The sequence below is a fragment of the Parachryseolinea silvisoli genome (assembly GCF_021190955.1).
In the GTDB taxonomy this organism is placed as follows: Bacteria; Bacteroidota; Bacteroidia; order Cytophagales; family Cyclobacteriaceae; genus Ohtaekwangia; species Ohtaekwangia silvisoli.
Window position 1 is genome coordinate 1,712,035 of record NZ_JAIOAO010000001.1, and the last position, 21,041, is coordinate 1,733,075.

Sequence of the window (21,041 nt, forward strand, 5' to 3'; positions counted from 1 at the left end):
GCATATTTTTCAGGACATACCCCTGATGTTCCGGGTATTCCGTAGCAATCCTAATCAGCGTAGCTTACTAGAAAACGTGTGCAACACTACGTGAACCCTATGCGCCAAAAAAATGGCACGGTACACGATGTCGGGTGGTTGACATCAAGCGATGCGGATCATACCGTCAACACTTCCACAGAACAACAAGTAGAACTTCTTTCATTAGCATACAGGGGTTAAATCTTATTAACACTACAGAGTTATACAAAATCCTGCACGAACTCAATGCGCGATCGGCCTGCTACACTATAGCTCTGCAAACGGGGTGTGCCACTATATTGAAAAACCGCCTGGTCTTGCAGGTTTGCACGACTGATCACTTTCGTAGGGCCTATCATGGTTCGCGAATTGTCGCGCAGGGAAACACAACAAACCTCCTTGCTCGTAAGCCTGCTGAAGTCAAGCAGGCAATCACCTTTCACCAGGTGTATAACAATCTTCTTGCAAACGCCGTGAAACCGGAGCATGCCCGATCCCATTACGGTAAACTCGACAGTCTTCTTCGAGTAGATCATACCGGAGAGATCAAATATTCCCTTGACGGTAAACTCTACATCACCAAAATTACCGATCATTAACGAGTCGTTTTTGTGGTGACCATCAAACTCGTACCGGCGAGTCTGCATTTGCCTGAGCGATTGTTTTGGGTTTCTCATCCACTACATCCTTTAAAGTATCAAATTACAAGCACGCTGTCCCTATCCGCCACTGGTTGGGAATGCTGCTCCGTAGAGCAGGCATTCCGTTGGCCAGCGGTCTTACTATCCTATCAACAAATAACCACTAATTCGGTGCCGGTACGATCGTGACTGTCCTGGCGTCTGTCGCGGCATCTACCGCCAATGTTATGATATACGTTCCCGGATTTATTACCCGGTAGTTAGGATGCTCGCCTCCCACCTCTTTTGCGTTAACGATATCTCCGTTATCGATGGCTACGCCTTCAGCCGTTGCTCCGAGATAATCGATCTGCAGACCTCCCCAGGTAGCATCTTGCAGGAAAATGAACTCCCGGCCTTCCAGCAGGTCGACCGTCCACTCCCATGTATACACCGTACCGTCTTTTTCCGGGGTGTGCAGGTCGTACCCGTCAACGCCCACTTCCCAGGCGGCCGTGTCTTTCGGTGCCGTCAGGTAAGCATTGCCGAAGAGACCCATCTGGGTTTCTGAATAATCTTTCAGCACGAAGCCCGTCTTGATCTTCTTCTCGGTCCAGGTGTTAGTCGCAGCGTTGTATTTCAGGCGCACCGTATAGAGGCCTTCGCCTTTGTTCGGAATGTTGGATACCAACAGGCCGACGTTGTTGATACCTGTCGCCCAGGCCTCCGCATAATCCGGTACACCGAGACTGGAGAGCGTAACAACACTCAAGTCGTTGTATACATGCCAGCCATTATTGAACCTGTAGCGATAGCCCGCGGCGTCGCGCAGCGCGATATTCTTACCTTCAAAAACGGTCGAATCCTTTGAGATCGATTTCAAGGGCAGTCCTGTGCCGGCAGCCCAGTTCAGGGGCGTGGCGTCGCCAATCATATCGGCCTTAACCTTCATCAGCACAAACAAGTCGGTGGTGACGTTGGCAAAGGCGTAGTACAACCCTTCTTCAGCAACCTTGATAGCCGGCGCATCGGCCGTCAGTGTGCCGAAGATCACTTTGTCTTTGATCAATACGTTACCGGCTACTTTGCCACTGTCGAGCGTGCCGCCGCCGGGTGCTCCGAACGTTGTCGCTACTTCATCGATCACCTCCATGAAAGAGATCGTGCTGTTGGCACCGATGTACAGGAACTTGCCGTAGATCCCTTCCATATTATCCACCTTGGCACCCTGGGCAGGATCGAGCACCGCGCGCGCCATACGGGCGTTGAGATCTGCATCGCTGGCGGCAACAGTATTCGTACCATATATATAAAATCCGTCCTTCTTCGGTTCCAGTGGTTCGGGCTCTTCTTCCGAATCGTCGCTGCCGCAAGAGAAAAGGAATACAGGCAGGATCAACAGCAGCATCCACTGCAGGGTAATAAATCTTTTCATAGGTAGTCTGTTTTAGTGTTATTCTTTAGGTTATGTATTGGTCGTTTGTACCGGTTAGGGTAATTGTTTCAGCAGGTCTTTCGCTGCCTCGGGTTGAAGCGATACCAGGAAACCATATACCCGTTCCAGCTTTTGCAGCGCGTCCGTGTCGTTCTTATGGGCGGCTATTTTCTTCTGATAATAATCGTAGATCAGCTCCAGCTCTTCTTCGCCGTACGGCACACCCGTAAATTCCTGGATCATTGTCAGACAGCGGAGGCCGTCTTCCCGCGTGGGCTCTATCACAGTGCCTTCGCCGTAGTCGTTCCATGTAACGAGTTGGAGGTGTTTTGCTTCGAACTCGGTAGCCTTCGCCAAGGTGGCACGTAGCGTAGCGCCATCGTTGAAGGGTATGTTGCCGTAACTCGTTCCTGTTCCACCTTCTTCGTAATAGTCATTAAAGCGTGGGTACGCCGAGCCGATGAGCACGTCCAGGAAGGGTGACTTACGGTAAAAAGTCTCCATGACACGCAGGTCGGTAGTAAAATCCACCCAGCCGAACTCACCCCTGTCGGTGTCGCCGGTATAGGCTCCGTGGTCCCACAGCGGTAAGAAGGCCGGTGCTGTCGGCAGTCCCTGGAAGATTTCCGTCCACTGTGTAGGCTGGCGGAAGTAGCGTGGGCCAAACGTGAGCAGCAGCGGAGCATCGTCGATGGAGATATATTCTTTCTTCTGGAAATAGTTGGTTTGCATGTATTCCATGTCTTCCTGGGCCGCCGTAACGGCCGGTTTGCCCATTTGAGACGCGACGTTTTCAGCCGTATATTCTTCATAGACGATCGCGAATTGCAGGCCGGCATCGTCGAGACGGTCGATTACAGCGTTGGAGCCTAGCAGGTTGGGGCGATAGTCATAGACCGAATGTGAGCCATACCAGTCGATGAGGATGCCGTCTATGCCGGTGTACTTCATCAATAATAAGTGATAGTCGATCACGTCAGGGTCTTTGGAATCGTACGGACCGATGAGTGGATAGTAGTGTGAGGCAATTTGGCGCTTGCCGGTTTCGTCGACAATGTCGGGATTGCGATTGGTCATGCGCCAGTGGCTGCCCCAGTAACCGGAGATGTCTTTGCTTTGGTACCAGGGCATGTAGTGCATGTATACTTTTGTGGGATTGGTTTTAGTGACGGGTTTAGGGTCGGTGTTGGGGGTTGAGTTTTCGGAGGCACAGGAAAACATAGTCGCCCATGAGAATGCGACAATGAGGATAGGGATTATATATCTGATCTTCTTTTTCATCCTATTTGACCTGTGTTATTCTTTTTACCTTTCTGCCACGCCAGTCTGAAGACTGGCACCATGCTGGGTCCGAGTCTCCGCCCGGGGCGGGCTAAGACTCGAACCAGATTTGTCTTATTCATTTCCTTAGTCCCGCCTAATAGCCAGTGCTGGGTTCTACGGCTTTGTTGTTGTCTACTTCGGATAGTGGTACCGGGTAGTAGTAGTCTTTTTCCTGGTAGACGATCTCTCCTCCTGTTATGCGTTTGTCGTTGTATTTTAGTACTTCTTCTTTTACGATCTTCCAGCGGACGATGTCGTACCAGCGGTGGCCTTCGGCGAAGAGCTCGCGGAAGCGTTCTTCGCGGATGGAATCGCGAAGCTGGGTGCCGGCCAGGCCGGTATAGTCGACGGAGGGTTCCGGCGTATTGGGGTCGAAGTTGTAGGCGCGGCGGCGCACTTTGTTCATGTACTCCGCGGCAACCGCATTTTGGCTTTCGTGGTTCATGACCTCTGCGTACATCAGGTATACATCGGCCAGGCGCATCATGTGGTAGTTGATGCCGCTGTTACGGTTGGTATTGATGACGGAGTAGTCTTTCGGGGAGTACTTCCTGAAGCTGTGGCCGGTATAGTTAAATTCGCTCGCGCCGACGGGCTTCACCTTGCCTTCCAGGTCGGCTGCCGAATCCGTGGGGGCATAGGTACAGATCTTCAACCGTGGGTCGCTGCCGAAGCGCGCAATGTTTACACCATGCGGTGTGCAGTTGCTCCAACCGCGACCGGGAGGGGCTATCACCAGTGCAATACCTGAACCAAGACCATTCTCCCAGATATTCTGCTGCATGTCGACGGTATAGTTTATCTCCCATAGCGACTCTTCACTAAACTCTTCTTTTCCCTGAAAGAGACCATCGTATCGTTTAAAGCGCACCAGCGCATACCGTGGGTTGGCTAGCACCTCTTCAAAGTAGGTCCGGGCATTGGGATAGTCTTCCCTGTAGAGATATACCTGTCCGAGGAATGCTTTGACGGCGTACTTAGAGACACGCGCAATATTGTTGTCATCCCAGGTATCCGGCAGGCCGGCTTCGGCGGCCTTCATGTCGGCCAGGATCTGTTGATACACCTTCCCTACCGTAGCCCGCGGGTTCATGACGTCGTCGCGCGACTCAGCCACCTTGAGGATCAACGGTACGGCCAGCCGTGCGCTGTCGTCGCTGTAGGAGGCTTCGCCCCAGAGGCGGACCATGTGGAAGTACGCGAAGGCGCGCAGAAAGTGCGTCTCGGCGACGATCTCGTTCAGCCGTTTGGTTTGATCGGTCGTAAGACCTTTGGCGGCAAAGACGGGAGCATTTTCGAGGATGTCATTCGCGCGGGCCACGATGCGATAGAAGCCACGCCACGCGATGTATACATTGCCGTCGGGCGAAGTTACTTCGTTCCGGTTCTGGGCATTCCAATAATCGGACTCGTGCGGCAACGCCAACAGTGTCTGGATATAAAATGTCTGGCCGAACAAATCGAGATTCTTGACGGCATCGTACGTTGAATTCAGGGCGAGGTCGAAGTTCGACACGCGGCTGTAGAAGTTATCGGCGCTCAACTCGTTCTCGTTCTTAACATCGAGGAAGTCGTCGGAGCAGCTGCCCAACAGAGCGATGGTCAGCGTGAGGATCAGGATATAAAATCGTGTTTTCATCGTTGTCCGCGGGTTAGAATTGTACTTCGAGTCCACCGCCATACGTGCGCACCATGGGATAGCGTCCATAGTCTACACCGCGGCCCAGGTTGGAGCCGGCCACCTCAGGGTCCATGCCACTATAGCGGGTAAAGGTTAAAATATTGTTGGCGTTGATGTACGCGCGTACCTTTCGCAGTTTCAAGCGCGTGAGCAGTTGTGCCGGCACGTTGAAGCCCAGTTGAACATTGCGCAGCTTGAGATAAGAACCATCTTCCACGAAGTAGGACGACGGACGGCTAAAGTTACCGTTGGGATCGCTGGCGATGTTGCGGGGGTTGCCCGTGTGATGTTCGGGGGTCCAGGCTTCGTAGATGTCGGTGGTGGTGTTGCTGTCGCCAAAGAAGTTGCGCGTATAGGCTTTGCTGGCATTGAAGATGTCGACCCCTTGCACCCCCTGGAACTGCAGTGACAAGTCGACCAGCCGGTTGTAGGAAACACCGATGTTAAAGGCATACGTCATCTTTGGCCAGGGATTGCCGATAAACACGCGGTCGTACTCCGCGGTCACTTCGCCATCGGGCTTACCGTTGGGACCGCTGATGTCTTTATACATAAAGTCACCGGGGCCTGTGCCGGCCTCCTGATACAGTCCGTCATCGGCGTAGGTATTGATGGCATATACGTCCGCCGCGGAGTTCAGCATCTGCCGCACGACATAACCGTAGAAGCTTGAGATCGGATGTCCCGCTTGTGTACGCGTCATGCCTCCCATCTGTAAGCCCGCGCTACCGCCTGTGATGTATTCGTCACCGCGCAGGCTCTTCATTTCGTTTTTCATGAAGGATACATTACCATTCAGGCTCAGCTCAAACTTCCGGATGGGATGTGTATAACCCAGGTCGATGTCGACACCGGTATTGCGCATGGTGCCAATATTGATTGCGGGATTCACGGGATCGAAGTTGTGCGTGGCAATGCCTACGGATGGCGGAACCGGCACGCCATACAGCAAGTCCTTTGTATCTTTAATGTAATAGTCCAGACTTAGCGAAAAGCGATTGGATAAAGCCTTCAGGTCGATCGCGATATTTTTCATATTCACTTCTTCCCACTTCACATCCTTGTTTGGCAGCCGGCTGATGTAGTACCCCACTACTTTGTTCTTTCCTTCTTTGTCAAATGCGTAGCTCGAAAATTGAGACGTATAGGTTTTCAGGTAAATAAAACTGTCAATATTGTCGGAGCCCAGCTTGCCCACACTGCCGCGCAGCTTCAGGTTGGTGATGAAAGGAACGTTCTGGAAAAAGGGCTCTTGCGAAATGCGCCAACCCGCCGAGACCGACGGAAATACGCCCCAGATATTTGTCGGGCCGAACTTCGGCGCCGAAGCATCGCGGCGTACGTTTACTTCCAATAAGTAGCGATCGTCATAGTTATAGCTGACACGTCCGAACTGAGAGAGCTGCCGGGCGCGTGCGATCGTCTGCCGATCCGTGATGTTAATGGCGCCGCCGGTCAGGTTAAGACTTCTTGCGACATCCACGGGAAAGTTAGTTCCCAGTGCGTTAAAATGTTGCCCGTCATATTTATAGGCTTCATAGCCGCCCATGAGCTTTATGTTGTGCCGGCCAAAGCTTTTATCATAGGTCGCTACCACGTTGCCTGTCAACGTCAGATCGCTCGCGGTGCCGTAGGTGAGCGAAGCCAGCGTATTGCTAAAGGAGCCATAGCTAAAGGCTTCGTCAAATTTCTCGGCCAGATAACCCAAGTAGTTTATTCCCAACGCAGCGCGTATCTGCAAACCTTTCAGCGGCCGTGCGTCGAGGTACAAATTGCCGTCGACACGATTCGACTTGCGTTGCTCATGTTGCTGATATTGTGTCGCCACGGGGTTCGGCCCCTGGAAGTATACCGGTGCACGTCCCCAGCCACCCCACTGATTTTCAGGATCACGCACCGGCATGATGGGGATCGAACGATATGGAATACCTCCGTTGTAGTTCTCATCGAAGTTGCTGATTGGATTCTCTTCCACGCGTGATAACAACATACTTTCTCCCAACGTAAGCCAGGGCATCAGCTTCAGATCAGAATTGAGGCGGATGCTGTAACGCTTAAAGGAGTTATCGATCAGGATACCCTTTTCGTTGTCATGGCCAAACGACAGGTAAAAACTGGAGTTTTCGTCACCTTTCGAGATGGCCAGGTCGTACGATTGTAATACGCCGCTGCCGTTATAAAATTCTTTGATCCAATCGGTGTCCGCGTTGTAGTTGTCCCACGACTCATCGGGTGTGCGGCCAGCATTCATACGCGCTACTTTAGCATACTTCACAAAGTCGGCGCTACCGAGCAACGTGGGCAGGTTAATCGCCTGGCGTTTGCTGATGGAGCTCTTCGCGACAACTTGTAAGGCGCCTTTACCACGTTTCGTCGTGACCAGTATCACACCGTGTGCGGCCTTCGCACCGTAGATGGCCGAAGCAGCAGCATCTTTCAGGATTTCGATAGACTCTATGTCGTCCACATCGAACTGATTGCCGGGATCCATGCGTACGCCGTCGACAATCCACAACGGATCGGTGTTGGAGATTGACCCCACGCCACGAATGTGAATGCTCGGCTTGTCGCCAGGAGCGCCGCCATTGCGCGCCACGGTCACACCGGCCACCATGCCTTGCAACGCCTGGTCAAGACGCAGCTGGGTTTTATTTTGCATCGCGGCCACTTCCACCGATGCTACTGCGCCTGACACATTGGAACGTTTCTGCTCGCCATATCCCACGACGACGACTTCTTCCAACCCGATGATGTCTTCGGTCAGCGTAACATTGATGACACCTTGCGCCTTGATGGCGATCTCCTCACGCAAATAACCAATAGTACTAAAGACCACTATGGCCGAGTCGGCAACGTCGAGCGTGTAGCGCCCTTCTGCATCGCTCATGGTGCCATTGGTTGTACCGCGCTGGTAGATACTGACTCCGGGTATCGGCTCATGTTGGGCATTGATTACCTGGCCGGAGAGGCTGCGCTGCTGCGCCGTGGCCGGCTGCCACAACAACAGCATTGCGAAGAGCATCCAGGGGACGACGGCGATGTTTATCGTATACTGTAAAATTCTTTTCATTGGGTTAGGTTTAGGTTGGGCGGATACAGTTGGGGTCCGGTCAGGGTAGCTCGTGCAGGCGGACGGCTGCGCCACCGCCCGCGGCGAGCTTGAGCTTCAGCACCGTGCCGGCATCCACCGTTTGGCGCACGATGTCGAGCGGCAGCGGGTTGGTGTTCCAGTCGGCATTCGCGCCGTCCTGGTAAATCTCGGCCTCGTATTTCTTGCCGGGCGTGAGGAAGTTTAACGGTACGTCCAGGGTACGAGCCTGCTCATTGGTGATGGAGCCAACGTACCAATCGTTGCTGTTGCGATCTTTGCGCGCGGTAGTCACGTATTCACCAATGACAGCCTGCGGCACGCGGGTCTCTTCCCAATCGGCGGGCACGTCTTCAATGAATTTGAATGCGGGATTGCCTTCATAGTTCTCCGGCAGATCAGCGGCCATCTGCATCGGGCTATAAATCACGACGTAAAGTGCGAGCTGTTTGGCTAACGTGGTGTGTACCCGGAATGTACCCGTCGTCTTAAAGTGAATGTCAAAAATGCCGGGTGTATAATCTAACGGTCCGCCCAGGCAACGGGTGAAGGGTAAGATCGTAGGATGTGACGGCGGGTTGCCATCGCTCCACGCTTCGTACTCTGTACCCCGTGCACCTTCGCGCGTCATCATGTTCGGATAGGTGCGGCGCAAGCCGGTATCTTTTACGGGCTCGTGTACATCTATCATTACTTTATAGCGTGCGGCGGTTTCCATGACCTTGTGGTAGTGACGCACCATAAATTGACTCTGGTGACGTTCGCCGCCGGGGCGTTTGTTTACATAGCCGGTCTTGAGCCGGTGGATGTCATACTGGCCGCAAAACTTAAAGGCATCTTCGAGCTGATCTTCATAATTCCGAATGTTGCCACCCGTTTCGTGATGTGCGATCAATCCGATGTTGTGCGCTTTGGCATAGGCACTGATCGCATCGATATCATAATCCGGGTAAGGCTTGGTGAAGTTGAATTTGCCTTCCACCGTCCAGTCGCCCTCCCACCCTTCGTTCCAGCCTTCGGCTAACACGGCCGACAGTTTATGCTTCGCCGCGAAGTCGATGAGCGCCTTCATGTTTTCGGTAGTAGCGCCGTGGTTGGGGCCTCCCTCCCAGGTATATTTCTTCATGTGCATGCCCCACCACATGCCGTTGTATTTGCCGGGCTTGATCCACGATACGTCGCCGAGCTTATTCGGCTCGTTCAGGTTGAGAATGAGATACGATGTGACCAAATCGCCGGGCTTCTGAACAATTTGCAGCGTGCGCCACGGTGTGGTCATTGGCGCGCGTATCTTTACGCGGTCGCCGTCAGCCCATGCGACTAAGTCGGCTTTCAATACATTATTGGCTTGACGCGTCAACGTCATGGAAGCATAGTCGATCAACGCGGCCTCGTGAATGCTGATGGCCAGCGCGGGGCCTTCCATTGTCAGCGGCGTATGCACTGTCTCGCGCAGCTCGCTGATCTTATTCTTTTTGAACAGGCATTCCGAATCGATGTCGGTATGATTGGCCGGAATCCACCAGGCGTCCAGGTCTTGTACCAGCGCGAATTCGGTGAGTTCGTCCGTGATCACAAAGTCCGTGAGCTTCTCTTGTCTGGGAATATCATAGCGAAAGCCAAGGCCATCGTCATACACACGAAACTCTACCCGTACCGTACGCTTCAAGCCACCTTTTTCTTGCAGGGTTACGGTTAGTGCGTTGTAGTGATTGCGAATGTTTTTGACTTCGCCCCAGGGCTGGGTCCAGGTCTGATCAAAGGAGCTCTTTTTTACATCGGTAATGGTAAAGTCGCCGCTCAGTGCCGGTTGGTCTTTCAGCACAAACCCGAGCCGCGAGGGTGCTACGACTACTTGTTTGTTGCGGTGGACCGTGTAGGTTGCGATGCCGTCTTTGACCTGAACTTGCACCTGCAAGTTGCGGTTGGGCGATGTGACTTCGGCAGGCTGGTCCTTGCCTTTGCCGGTTGCGAGGCCGGCGACGAGCAGCAGGGCTGCGAGCGGAGCAAAAAAGAGCTTCATAGCGGTTAGGGTAGAAAGAGTTTTGTTTTCGCAAACGATGCAAAACGGGTTGCTATCGATTGCGTAACAAAGCACGGTGTCTCCTGGCGCAGGTAGAATTCTCCCAGTGAAAATGTAAATTATATTTTGGTGGATGTGGCGGTAAGGAACTCGCTGCCAGTATGTTGGGAAATGCTGGACGTCGGAAAAATATAAACGGATTATAAGTGAATATTACCTGTTTTCCTGGGAGGCGCGACTTAAGCGGGTGTCTATATATAATACGACATGCTATTGAAATAGCATTTTAATTGACCTAAAGGGTAATAAAAGAACCATCTCACTATGACGTTACCTCTACGCCAGTCTGGAGACTGGCGGCAGTCTCAGGCACAAGTTCCGCGCCTACGCTTACGCTTGGCACTTAAACTTGCGCCAGCAAAGGGGACGGCTTAAGTAGGGCTTTAGTAGGGCTTAAGTAGGGCTTAAGCACGGGTGCCATTTTCGGATAGGCGGCTGGTTCTATTGGGTTCAAATGAAGCGCCGTGCGACGGGCACTTCATGAAAAAAGGCCGACCGTTTGCGGTCGACCTTTCTATTGCAACTGAAACTCAAACTTTCTTACCAGCCCTGATTCTGCCACAAGGTTTCTTTGCTCACCGCAATTTCATCCGGCGGAATGGGCCACACGTGGTGGATGGTCGGATTGAAGGTTCGTCCTTCGTAGATCACTTTGGGGTTGCCTTTATCGTCTTTGGCAAAGGCATGATACAGCGGTTGTGCGTATTTGCTCTGGGCATCGCCCCAGCGTACGAGGTCGAAGTGACGGTCGGTCCATTCACCGGCCAGCTCGCAGCGGCGCTCGTGCTTCAGGTCGTCCAGGGTGGCGCCGTTGATAGGGTCCAGATCGGCGCGGTCGCGTACTTCATTGATTTCGGCGTCGCCGCTCTTACCTTGTTTGATCTTGGCTTCGGCGCTCATCAGCAACACATCTGCGTACCGTATGAGCGGCACATTCAGCGCCGTAGTAGGTTTGTCGGCATTGGTGTTTACATAGCGCGTGTCGACTGAGCCTCCGGCTTTCGGGTAGCCGAAAGGCTCCATGAATTTACGGAATTGCAATCCCGTACGGTTGCTCGAGCTCACGACGTATTTGCCCTGGTTGAAAACAACCGTATCGCCGAAGTATGCGAACTTGTCGCCGGTTTTGAGAATGGTCGCTTCGCGACGCTCGTCGCCGGACTCATATTCTTCATACAGGTCCTGTGTAGGATAGAATACACCCCAACCGTTGTATGCACCCCAGCCTTTGTCTTCCAACAATACCCCCGGAAAGATTGAACCCAGCCCGGTATCTTTTGCACTGGACGTAACGGACCAGATATATTCCGGCGAAAAGTTGTTGGCGATGCTAAACACATCCGAGAATTTCTCCAGCAGGTCGTGCTTGCCACTCTTAATCACCATGTCGGCATACAGCTCGGCATTGGCCCAGTCGCCGGCATACAGGTAGGTACGCACCAGGTATGCCCAGGCAGCGGTCTTGTGCGGACGGCCATAGTCGGAAGGCTTGTACTCATCAAAATAGGGCAACAGCTCGGCCGCGGCCTTCAGGTCTCCGGCGATGTAATCGTAGTTTACGTTTACATTGGCCGGACGGCGAACGTATGGATCACTCGGATTTTCGCGATCAATGATCGGAACACCGGCTCGGTGGTCACCATAGTGATAGGCGAGCTCGAGGTGCATAACGGCATGGTGAAAATGTGCTTCACCCAGAATACGGTTTTTCAGCTTTTCGTCCATGTTAATAGCCGGCACGTTGCGCAGAACGTCGTTGCAACGCTTCATGGTGCGATAGTGAAGTCCCCAGATGTTTTTGGTCTCGCTTTCGTTACCGGTGACTTTAAACGCCTTCACGTTTTCTGAAAAGGCGCGTGGCTTAGTGCCGATATCGTCACTGCCATTGCTCAGCCAGAAAAACCCACGGCCGTACATATCGTCATTGGAGTACTCGGCGTACACAGCGTTGATACCAGAAATGGCGTCGGTCTCGTTCGCCCAAAAGCTGCCAGCCACAGGCGACCCTTGCGGTGTAACATCCAGCATGTCGTCGCATGACGTAACGCCCAGCACACCCGCCAGAAGCGATAGGTAGAATATTTTTTTCATACGAATTAGAATTTAAGATTGATACCTGCCAGAAAAACTCTCGAAAGCGGATACATACCTGTATCGACACCCAGGTTGGTAATGCCTACCTCCGGGTCCATGCCCGAGTAGTCGGTAATGGTAAACACGTTCTGTGCCGTTACGTACAGTCGCACCTTGATTTTATCGAGCACCTCGTTTTGCAGCGTGTAGCCCAGGGTTACGTTCTTCAACCGCAGGAACGATCCGTCTTCGATAAAGAAGTCAGAGATACGTGTCCAGTTGTTATTCGGATCCTTCATTGACAGTCGGGGGATGGTGGCGTCAGGATTCTCCGGGCTCCAGGCGTTTCTCGACTCTGACAGCAAGTTGTAACCATAGCCTGCATTCAGACCCAGCGCGCGAGCCGAGTTGAAAATGCTGTTGCCGTGTACACCCTGGAAGAACAGGTTCAGGTCAAAACCTTTGTACCCCACGTTGGCATTCAGACTATAGGTTAGGCTCGGCATGGGATTACCCAACACCACACGATCGGCATTGTCGATGACGCCGTCGGTGTTACTGTCCATAAATTTAAAGTCACCGGCTACGGCCGAAGGCTGATACCGCTTGCCATCGGCGTTCACATAGTTGACCGCTTCCTCGTTAGACTTAAAAATGCCGGCGGTTTTATAGCCGTAAAAAGATCCGTAAGCACTACCAACCTGGTTGATGTTGGCTTGCGGCATGGTCCGCACAGCGGTACCTATATTCAGAAATTTATTATCATCGGTAATAAACTCGATCTTGTTCCTGACGTGCGAAACATTCGCCGTGACGTCATAGGTCAGCGCACCCTGGTTCTTACGGTAAGTGATGCCCAGTTCGAAACCTCTGTTTACCACTTCACCGCCATTGATCCATTGGCCATCGGGTGCACCGGCGGCGCCGGGCAGTACCTTTTTAAACAACATATCGGAGTTCGTCTTCTTGAAAAAGTCCAACGATCCCGAGAGCTGTCCTTCCAGGAGACCGAAATCAAGCCCAACGTTTTGTTGTTCCGAGCTTTCCCACACCAGGTCGGGGTTTGATATAGCCGTCTCGGCGTAGCCATACGTAAGCTGCGGGTCCTGACCAAGCCATGCACGGGTGCGCGTCAGACCGATGGCAAACGGGTATGCATCCAGGCTGCCCAGGTTTCCGTTTACTCCCCAGCTGGCACGCAGCTTCAGGTCGCTGAGAACATTCACATCTTGCAGGAAAGACTCTTCCATAACATTCCAGCCGACAGATACCGATGGATAGGTCTCCCAACGATTGGCTGAAATCAGTTTCGATGTGCCGTCGCGACGAATCACGGCGGTCAGCAGGTACTTGCCTTTATAGTTATAATTCGCGCGTGCCAGGTAGGAGAAGAGAATTTGCTCCGTTCCTCCCGAGCTCATCACCTGAATATCCTTGGCGTTGAGCAGATAGCGATACTGGTTATCTTCTTTATCAAAACCTGTTCCCTTCACACTGAAGGATTCGTTCTTGTCATGCTGATAGGTAATACCCGCCAGGATGGAAAAGCGGTGCTCTTCGCGCACCGTCTTTTCATATGACAGGGTTTGCTCCGACAGGAAAATGTCATCGTTATTGGATGTCTGGTAAAGCTCGTTGAAGTCAAAAATCTTGCCCGTCTCGAGTACCTTTACATTAAATTGTTTGGTATCCTGGCGGTTCTGTGTCAGCGCCCAGTTGCTTCTAAACTTTAATCCCTTGATAATGTCTATTTCCAGGTAAGGATTAATGAGCAGCGAAGATGTAGGGTTGTCGACATCCAGGCGTTTGAGGTATGCTACCGGGTTGATCAGGTCGCCATAAGCATTGGCATACTCGTCCGGTACACCGCCAAATTTACCGGAACCATCTTCGCGGTATACAGTGGCATTTGCCGGATAGTACAGCGCGGCCATAATAGCACCGGTATACGCACTCGACGTATTGCCCGTCTGGCCATTCCGAAATGAATACGACAGGTTCTCGCCGATACGTACGCCTTTCAGAATCTCATACGACGAATTGATCCGACCCGTATAACGTTGTGCCTCGGTGTTGAGTAGGATCCCCTCGTTACGACGGTAGCTGCCAGCTATGAAATAGTTTGACTTCTGATTGCCGCCGTCGACAGAGACATCCAGGTTGTTGATGACACCCGTTTGGAAGATCTCATCCATCCAGTTTGTTTTGGTAATGCGCGATCCGGGATTGAGCGTGGCGTCAAACGCCGGGATCCGATCCTGGCCGGCATTGTCTGTTGCCAGGTTGGCGGCGTCGGCACGTTCGGCTGCATTGAGCGCTTCCAGCTTTTTGGCTACCTGCTGAAAACCCTGCTGGTAGTTGACTTCTACGTGGCTGCCCGATTTGCCTTTCTTCGTTGTAATCAAAATGACGCCGGCCGCTGCCCGTGCGCCATAGATCGCTGCCGAGGCCGCATCTTTGAGTACGCTGATAGATTCTATTTCGTTAGGGTTGATCATGTTGATGCTTCCCGAATAGATTACGCCGTCCAGAATGAGCAGCGGGTTTTCAGCGTTTAAGGAACCAATGCCGCGAATTTTGATGTCAGGCGTCGACGTCGGGTCACCACCGTTATTCATGACCGTCACCCCGGGTACAGTGCCTTGCATTAATTCCGCAGCAGTATTATAGTTACGGCTGGATACTTCGCGCGTGCTGACCGTAGACACGGCGCCCAACACTTCTGATCTTCTTGCTGAGCCATAGCCCACCACCACGATATCCTGCAGTTGCGTGGCATCCGAGGTCAGCTTGATTTCAAAAATCACCTTGCTGCCAACGGCCTCTTCATATACAGTAAAACCAATAAACGACACCACCAGTACGCCGTCATCGGGCACCCTAAGCGCGAACGAGCCATCCGCGTCGGTGGTGGTACCAATCGAGGTACCTTTCACCATCACGCTGGCGCCGGGCAGTGCCTCGCCGGCATCCGACGTTACTTTCCCCCGAATGTCAACGTCCTGGGCTACGTGTACTTTTTTCCGGATCACAATATTCTTATTGGCTACGGCATACTCCAATCCGGCCGGTGCCAATAAACTATTGAGGATGTATTTAAGCTCGCGGTCGCGAACGGAAAGTGTGACTTTATCCGGGCTGGTAACGTCGACGCTTTTATAGGTAAAATTGACTTTTGCGAGCAGCTGGATCTTTTTCAGCACTTGTTGCAACGATTCGTCTTTCACATTCAGCGAAAGACGTTGATCCAATACATTCTGGCCGGAGACACTATGCGCTTGTGCTGCTGAAAGCAGGACAGTGGCAAGGATAAAAACTCCGCTGGTCACTCTCATTATTTTTAACCAATGATCATGTTGTAGAAATGTTAATTTCATATTTTTAGAAGGTTATTCTGTTCAACAGGATAATTAAAGGGGAATGGCGGAATGGGATTTGCAAGGTTTCTTCCGTTATTTCCCTACTTATGCTTCGCGCTGCACGTCCGGCGCACAGCGTTCTATGTAGTGCGCATACTACCCGTAGTCGTGTCGTTGCTGTAGGATTGTTTTCATATAGAACCGTTCGTTTAAGTTTCCTCAGTTACACCCGCTTCCGGAAATCCAATAGACATGGCCGTCCCGCGTGGCGGTGGCGTTTAACAACAGGCAGAGCAGATCCACCACTTCTTTTTCTGTCATCGACTCCAGCGTCGTGGAAATACGACATGCGCCCGACGCCGGATCCTTTACCCGAATATCGACGCCATAGAAACGGCTAACCGTCTGCAACACATCCTGAACGGGTTGATCCTCAAAAACAAGCTTACTCCGTCTCCAGCCGGTATAGCGATCGAAATCCGTAAAGGTCCACGACCCCAAATTATCCTTCTTTGCCATGGCGATTTGCCCGCGCGTCAATGTATCCGCGTTCTGCTGATACTGCACGGCTACCTTGCCGGTAACAACGGCCACCTCCGTCGGTTGACCGGTATAATGCCGCACATTAAAAGAAGTGCCCAATACGGTTGTCGTCAGCTCGCCGGCGTGCACGATGAAGGGTTGCTTCGGATTGTGTGCTACTTCGAAGAAAGCTTCGCCTTCCAGGTATACTTCGCGGGTATCCCCTTTGAATGCCTGTGGGGCGCGGAATTTCGTGCCTGCATTTAACCATATGTGTGAGCCGTCAGCCAGCATCACATCGGTGTGCTCACCATGCGCCGTAACGTACTCGACATAATGTACTTCCGTATCAAACGTCTTCTGGGTATACAGCACGACACCGGCTACGGCTATCAGGAGCACGGCCGCTGCAACTTTCCAGTACGGCGACCACAACGGAACAGTCGTTTGTTTCGAAATACCATTCTTTATTTCAGCAAGCTCGCGGTCGATGTCTGCCGGCGACGCATCGTCCGGTACTTCCCGCGCATCATCCAGGGATTTGTACCACGCGTGGTAAATCATGTGACCTTCCGGCGAATCTTTGCCGGACAAAAAATCTTTGAGCTTCTTTCGTATACTTGACATGTAGCGTAAATGCCGTTATACCAGAAAGCCGTTTAATGCAGCGCGACGGGTAGGTCGTTACGACATTATCTTTATGTTATCGAAATGAAGTCAGGAAGACTTATGCAAGGGAAGTTTACTCCAGGAATAGCACGGCCACGAAGATGTACAGATCTTTCAGGCTGATTCGCAGCTCTTTGAGGGCATGTGAGATATGATACTTAGCAGTGTCGGGTGAGATGTTGAGTTTGTCAGCAATCTCCTGAATAGTATAGTGTTCAAACCGGCTGAGCTTAAAAACTTCGCGGCATTTATCCGGCAACGCGTTGATGCTTTTATTCAGATGATAGTCAAGCTCTTCGGCGTCCAGTTGCTCGCGGGTCATGTCGGTGATTCGGTCCTCAAAGCGGGCAAGTTGCTGCAGGTAGCCGTGCTTGACTTTTAAAGACCGGATGTGGTCCAGCACTTCGTACTTGACAGCGATAAATAAATACGAGGAGACGCTCCGGGTAATAACAAGGCTAGTGCGTTTGTGCCAAAGGTCTGTAAATACCTCCTGTACCAGCTCTTCCGCCACCGCGCGGGATTGTATCCGATTGTACGCCGCGGCGATCAGCTTATTTCGATAGCGTATGTACAGGCAATCGAATGCACCCTCCTGACCTTGCTTCAGCAAATCCAAAAGATCCTCGTCGGTCAATTCCCCGTAATCCTGATAAAGGGCCATACACTGATTTGGGAGGTAAGTTATGGCGGCAACGTATATAGGAGACTAACGGGCTGTTAACCTTTTGTTAATTACATCAAATCGCCTCAATCTGCATAATCCTCCGCTCGAACTCTTCATTCGGCACCAACGACTTGCTTTTCACCCGTGCCTTGTAGTTGTAGATCGTGTTAATAGAGTAATCCAGGATCTTGGCAATCTTTTCCGTATCGTGAATGCCCATGCGGATCAAGGCAAAGATCCGCAGCTCGGTATTCAACAACTGGCCTTCTTTCAATACGATGCGATCTTCTTCTTTAAAGAAAGAATTGAACGTCGTCACAAAATCCGGGAAGAGTTTTAAGAAGATTTTATCAAAGCTGAAGTAAAGGTCCTCGCGTTCTTTCTTCAAATTGATATTGTTCACCACAAACCGGATGTCGTCGTACTTCTTCGCCATCAGTTTGTTATCAATCGCTTGTTTGAACGCTTCGATCTTGACGAGATACTCCGAGTTGATATTAAAATAGAATCCGATGTATTCCTCTTTGATCTTGTTGGCCTCCATCAGGTGGTTGTTAACCTCCTGCAAAAGTTTGTTTGATTCCTGGAGGCTGGCGTTTGCTTCTTTAATGCTCTTGTCCGCCTCCTGAATCTTTTTAAACTGTTTGTAGATGATCACGGCAAAGACCACTGTAATAATCGAAAGCACGGTGATGACCAGGGCGTATGCAAACAAAAGTTTGCGTTGACGATCCACCGTATCCAGTTTGTTGCCTTCAATGATTGGGAAGATCGCCGCCACCTGGATCTTGCGGTGGCGTGCGCCGTAAAAGTTCGCGTCGTCCATGGCGTGCTTTACGTAGGCGTAGGCGCGCACGACGTCGCCATCTTTATATAAGAGCTCGGCCAGGTTGAGAATGGCCAGGGTTTCTTTTGTAGACGACCGGTTATCGGCCATCGAAGCACGAATCAACATAAGCTTGGCATCTTCAATGCGGCCTTGCTGTTGATAAATGTAGCCCAGCGTGCTGGCGGCGATGGCCAGGGAAGCGTCGGTGAGGGTGAAGGCGGAGAGCATCCGTTCGAGGTCGGCCGACGCTGCCGGGAAGTTATTCATGCGCAGATGCTTCATAGAACGCAAATGGAGATACTCGCTGGAGCGGGTGCCGAGGTAGTGCAAGGCAGAGTCGACGTATTGGTTTCCGAGTTGCGTGTAGCGTTCGGTGAAGTATTGATCGCGGTTGAAATCTACCAGGTCGTAGTACGTTCGCGCGAGGACAGAATACAACTCGGTGCGGATGGTGTCGGGCAGCTGCCGTTCGCGTATGGCGTGCAGGGTGTCGAGCGCCTCGTTAAACATACCCGACGACAACAGGATAAACGCCAGTTTGATCCGGCCATAGGCAATGCGGGTGGGATCTTTTAGCCGGTAGGCCTCATGCTGCATGTTGCGGGCATAGGTAAAGGCCGAGTCATAAATAAATGTTTTGTACTCATTATAAATGCGGTCATATAAGAAAAAGAGGTTTTCCGGACGAGTGCGCCGTTTTTCGATCATGAGGGCGTCAATGCGAGCCTTCTTTTGCTGAATGTACCGATCCCGGTCGGCCAGCACCTGATCCAGGTCGTTTAACGCTTCCGAAACGGGCGTTTCCGCCTGCGTCACAGACATTCCGAATACCAAAAAAAGCAAGAGCAACAGCCAGCGGATCATCTCCATTCGATCTTATACGTCCAAGCCATTAAAATAATAATTTTATCGTTACCGATAACGATTTCTGGTTATTGAAATGGATATAAAACGGAGAGATCATGGAAGTGTGCGCGTATAAAATGATAAGGTTTGTGCGTTGCTAATCGTGTTTGCAAACGTCGCCGTTGCCAACGTATATACCTTTGTGCCCCGGCAGTCTGGAGACTGCGTACAGGTTCAGGCACAAGAGCCGCGCTGCGCGCTTACTCTTGCGCCAGCAATGGGCTCCCGATTAATCCGGTACATAAAAATATTTACTCCAATATATTTTATATATACCTAACCAATCAGTATATTTCTTATACAATACTTCACTGCGTCTTTACAACGTTGCCGGTAGCGAACATTAGCTTTTACCGAAAGAGCGGGCAGGTATTGTGAGGGGGAATTTTGACTTTAATCTTGCGTATATGTTAACCGTACTGTCCTATGCCGTACTGGGTATATTTTTATACCTGAGCGTTTGCACTTTGTACTTCGTCGTCATTGCGATTGCCAATGGCGTACAGAAGGAGCCTGATTACACTACTATTTCGTCCAAACGAAAGGTGGCTGTATTCATTCCCTGTTATAAAGAAGACACGATCATCCTGGACACCGCGCGGGCAGCGATCAGCCATCCCTATCCCACCGCCGACTTCGATGTATTCGTGATTGCCGACTCCATGCGACCGGAAACCATCGAGCGTCTGCGTGCCTTACCCGTACATGTGATCGAGGTAAGGTTCGACGTGAGCTCGAAGTCCAGGTCGCTCCATGCCGCACTAAATTGTGTGGACGACGCACGTTACGACATTGCTTTTGTGCTGGACGCCGACAACATCATGTCGCCCGGCACGCTGGAGAAAGTAAATCACGCCTTTGCCCGGGGTGCACGCGCGGTGCAATGCCGGCGCATTGCCAAGAACCTGAACACGCCGGTGGCCTTGCTGGAGTGTATTAACGAGGAGCTGAATAACGTCATCTTCCGGCAGGGCCAACGGTCGCTCGGACTCTCCGCCACCTGTGCCGGATCCGGCATGGCATTCGAGTTCGGCCTGCTGAAAGCCATCTTCAATCAGGAGGTTATCCTGCACGACACCGGCGAAGACAAAGAGATCGACCTGCAATTGCTCAAAATGCACGTGCCGGTAGAGTACATCGCCGAGGCCTATATCTATGATGAAAAGGCTTCGGACGTGCAGACATTAAAAAAACAACGGCTACGCTGGATAGAAGTTCATCTAAAGCACATGGGGCGCTTCCTGGACCGCGACATGCGGGCATTGCCCATCGACCGCCACCTGCTGAACAAGATCATGCACTACCTGATCTTGCCGCGCTCCTTCTTTATAGCGCTGATCCTGTTGGTCGTGGTCATGGGATTGGCAGGTCCGAACGTTGGCCCGGCCTTGTGGACTCCGGGCATGAAGTGGTGGACGGCTGTCATCGGCCTGTATGCCATTGCCACATTCTCTTTCGTACCGGCCAGGTATATGACTAAAGACACGCTCATGTCCCTGTCCCGCCTGCCCGGCATTATTACCTCTATGGTGGTGAATTTGTTCCGGGTGCGACTGGGGCGGAAGGAGTTTCTGCACACAGAAAAGAAATTTATTCGTTCCCGAAGTCTATAGTGCTCTCTCGTGGTTAGCCGTTTAAGAGACGGTTAACCACCTCGTATTGAGGAATTCACTACCCAGGATGCCCGATTTATCAGCGAGAGTGCTGTAGAAATTTGTCGCCAGAATGTAAATTGGCAATGGCACAGTTTTATTTCCCGTGCTTG

The 21,041-nt window shown here is 51.8% G+C and carries 12 protein-coding genes; 1 reads left to right on the forward strand and 11 read right to left on the reverse strand.

Annotated features, from left to right (window positions below; genetic code table 11):
* Positions 1-242 precede the first annotated feature (242 nt).
* The 11 genes from K7P01_RS07150 to K7P01_RS07200 form a co-directional block, all read right to left on the reverse strand.
* On the reverse strand, positions 243-698 hold the full coding sequence (locus K7P01_RS07150) for a hypothetical protein (RefSeq protein WP_267291300.1): 456 nt from the start codon (positions 696-698) through the stop codon (positions 243-245).
* Between the two features lie 127 nt (positions 699-825).
* A complete protein-coding gene (locus K7P01_RS07155; protein ID WP_267291302.1) occupies positions 826-2,076 on the reverse strand; it encodes a hypothetical protein in 1,251 nt (416 codons plus the stop codon).
* A gap of 54 nt (positions 2,077-2,130) precedes the next feature.
* Entirely contained in the window at positions 2,131-3,357 is a 1,227-nt protein-coding gene (locus tag K7P01_RS07160; protein ID WP_267291304.1) for a glycoside hydrolase family 71/99-like protein, read from the reverse strand.
* 136 nt (positions 3,358-3,493) lie between these two features.
* Positions 3,494-5,038 carry a RagB/SusD family nutrient uptake outer membrane protein gene (locus K7P01_RS07165; protein ID WP_267291306.1) on the reverse strand — a complete coding sequence of 515 codons (1,545 nt, stop codon included), beginning with the start codon at positions 5,036-5,038 and terminating at the stop codon, positions 3,494-3,496.
* Positions 5,039-5,051: 13 nt separating this feature from the next.
* Entirely contained in the window at positions 5,052-8,150 is a 3,099-nt protein-coding gene (locus K7P01_RS07170) for a SusC/RagA family TonB-linked outer membrane protein (protein WP_267291308.1), read from the reverse strand.
* Positions 8,151-8,190: 40 nt separating this feature from the next.
* Complete coding sequence (locus K7P01_RS07175) at positions 8,191-10,191, reverse strand: glycoside hydrolase family 97 protein (protein ID WP_267291310.1); 2,001 nt, start codon at positions 10,189-10,191, stop codon at positions 8,191-8,193.
* Positions 10,192-10,791: 600 nt separating this feature from the next.
* Positions 10,792-12,342 (reverse strand): RagB/SusD family nutrient uptake outer membrane protein, encoded by a 1,551-nt coding sequence (locus K7P01_RS07180; protein ID WP_267291312.1) that lies wholly within the window; start codon positions 12,340-12,342, stop codon positions 10,792-10,794.
* A gap of 5 nt (positions 12,343-12,347) precedes the next feature.
* Entirely contained in the window at positions 12,348-15,701 is a 3,354-nt protein-coding gene (locus tag K7P01_RS07185; protein WP_267291314.1) for a TonB-dependent receptor, read from the reverse strand.
* Between the two features lie 201 nt (positions 15,702-15,902).
* A complete protein-coding gene (locus K7P01_RS07190; RefSeq protein WP_267291316.1) occupies positions 15,903-16,832 on the reverse strand; it encodes a FecR family protein in 930 nt (309 codons plus the stop codon).
* Between the two features lie 115 nt (positions 16,833-16,947).
* Positions 16,948-17,538 (reverse strand): RNA polymerase sigma-70 factor, encoded by a 591-nt coding sequence (locus K7P01_RS07195; RefSeq protein ID WP_267291318.1) that lies wholly within the window; start codon positions 17,536-17,538, stop codon positions 16,948-16,950.
* A 76-nt stretch (positions 17,539-17,614) separates the two neighbouring features.
* The gene (locus K7P01_RS07200) at positions 17,615-19,240 is read right to left on the reverse strand and encodes a DUF6377 domain-containing protein (RefSeq protein ID WP_267291321.1); all 1,626 of its coding nucleotides are present in this window, start codon (positions 19,238-19,240) and stop codon (positions 17,615-17,617) included.
* 443 nt (positions 19,241-19,683) lie between these two features.
* Between K7P01_RS07200 and K7P01_RS07205 the strand changes: the two genes are divergently transcribed.
* On the forward strand, positions 19,684-20,889 hold the full coding sequence (locus tag K7P01_RS07205; protein ID WP_267291323.1) for a glycosyltransferase: 1,206 nt from the start codon (positions 19,684-19,686) through the stop codon (positions 20,887-20,889).
* Positions 20,890-21,041 lie beyond the last annotated feature (152 nt).

Coding starts and splice junctions, on each gene's coding strand:
- K7P01_RS07150 (WP_267291300.1), bottom strand. CDS start 698: ATGAGAAACCCAAAACAATCGCTCAGGCAAATGCAGACTCGCCGGTAC.
- K7P01_RS07155 (WP_267291302.1), bottom strand. CDS start 2,076: ATGAAAAGATTTATTACCCTGCAGTGGATGCTGCTGTTGATCCTGCCT.
- K7P01_RS07160 (WP_267291304.1), bottom strand. CDS start 3,357: ATGAAAAAGAAGATCAGATATATAATCCCTATCCTCATTGTCGCATTC.
- K7P01_RS07165 (WP_267291306.1), bottom strand. CDS start 5,038: ATGAAAACACGATTTTATATCCTGATCCTCACGCTGACCATCGCTCTG.
- K7P01_RS07170 (WP_267291308.1), bottom strand. CDS start 8,150: ATGAAAAGAATTTTACAGTATACGATAAACATCGCCGTCGTCCCCTGG.
- K7P01_RS07175 (WP_267291310.1), bottom strand. CDS start 10,191: ATGAAGCTCTTTTTTGCTCCGCTCGCAGCCCTGCTGCTCGTCGCCGGC.
- K7P01_RS07180 (WP_267291312.1), bottom strand. CDS start 12,342: ATGAAAAAAATATTCTACCTATCGCTTCTGGCGGGTGTGCTGGGCGTT.
- K7P01_RS07185 (WP_267291314.1), bottom strand. CDS start 15,701: ATGAAATTAACATTTCTACAACATGATCATTGGTTAAAAATAATGAGA.
- K7P01_RS07190 (WP_267291316.1), bottom strand. CDS start 16,832: ATGTCAAGTATACGAAAGAAGCTCAAAGATTTTTTGTCCGGCAAAGAT.
- K7P01_RS07195 (WP_267291318.1), bottom strand. CDS start 17,538: ATGGCCCTTTATCAGGATTACGGGGAATTGACCGACGAGGATCTTTTG.
- K7P01_RS07200 (WP_267291321.1), bottom strand. CDS start 19,240: ATGGAGATGATCCGCTGGCTGTTGCTCTTGCTTTTTTTGGTATTCGGA.
- K7P01_RS07205 (WP_267291323.1), top strand. CDS start 19,684: ATGTTAACCGTACTGTCCTATGCCGTACTGGGTATATTTTTATACCTG.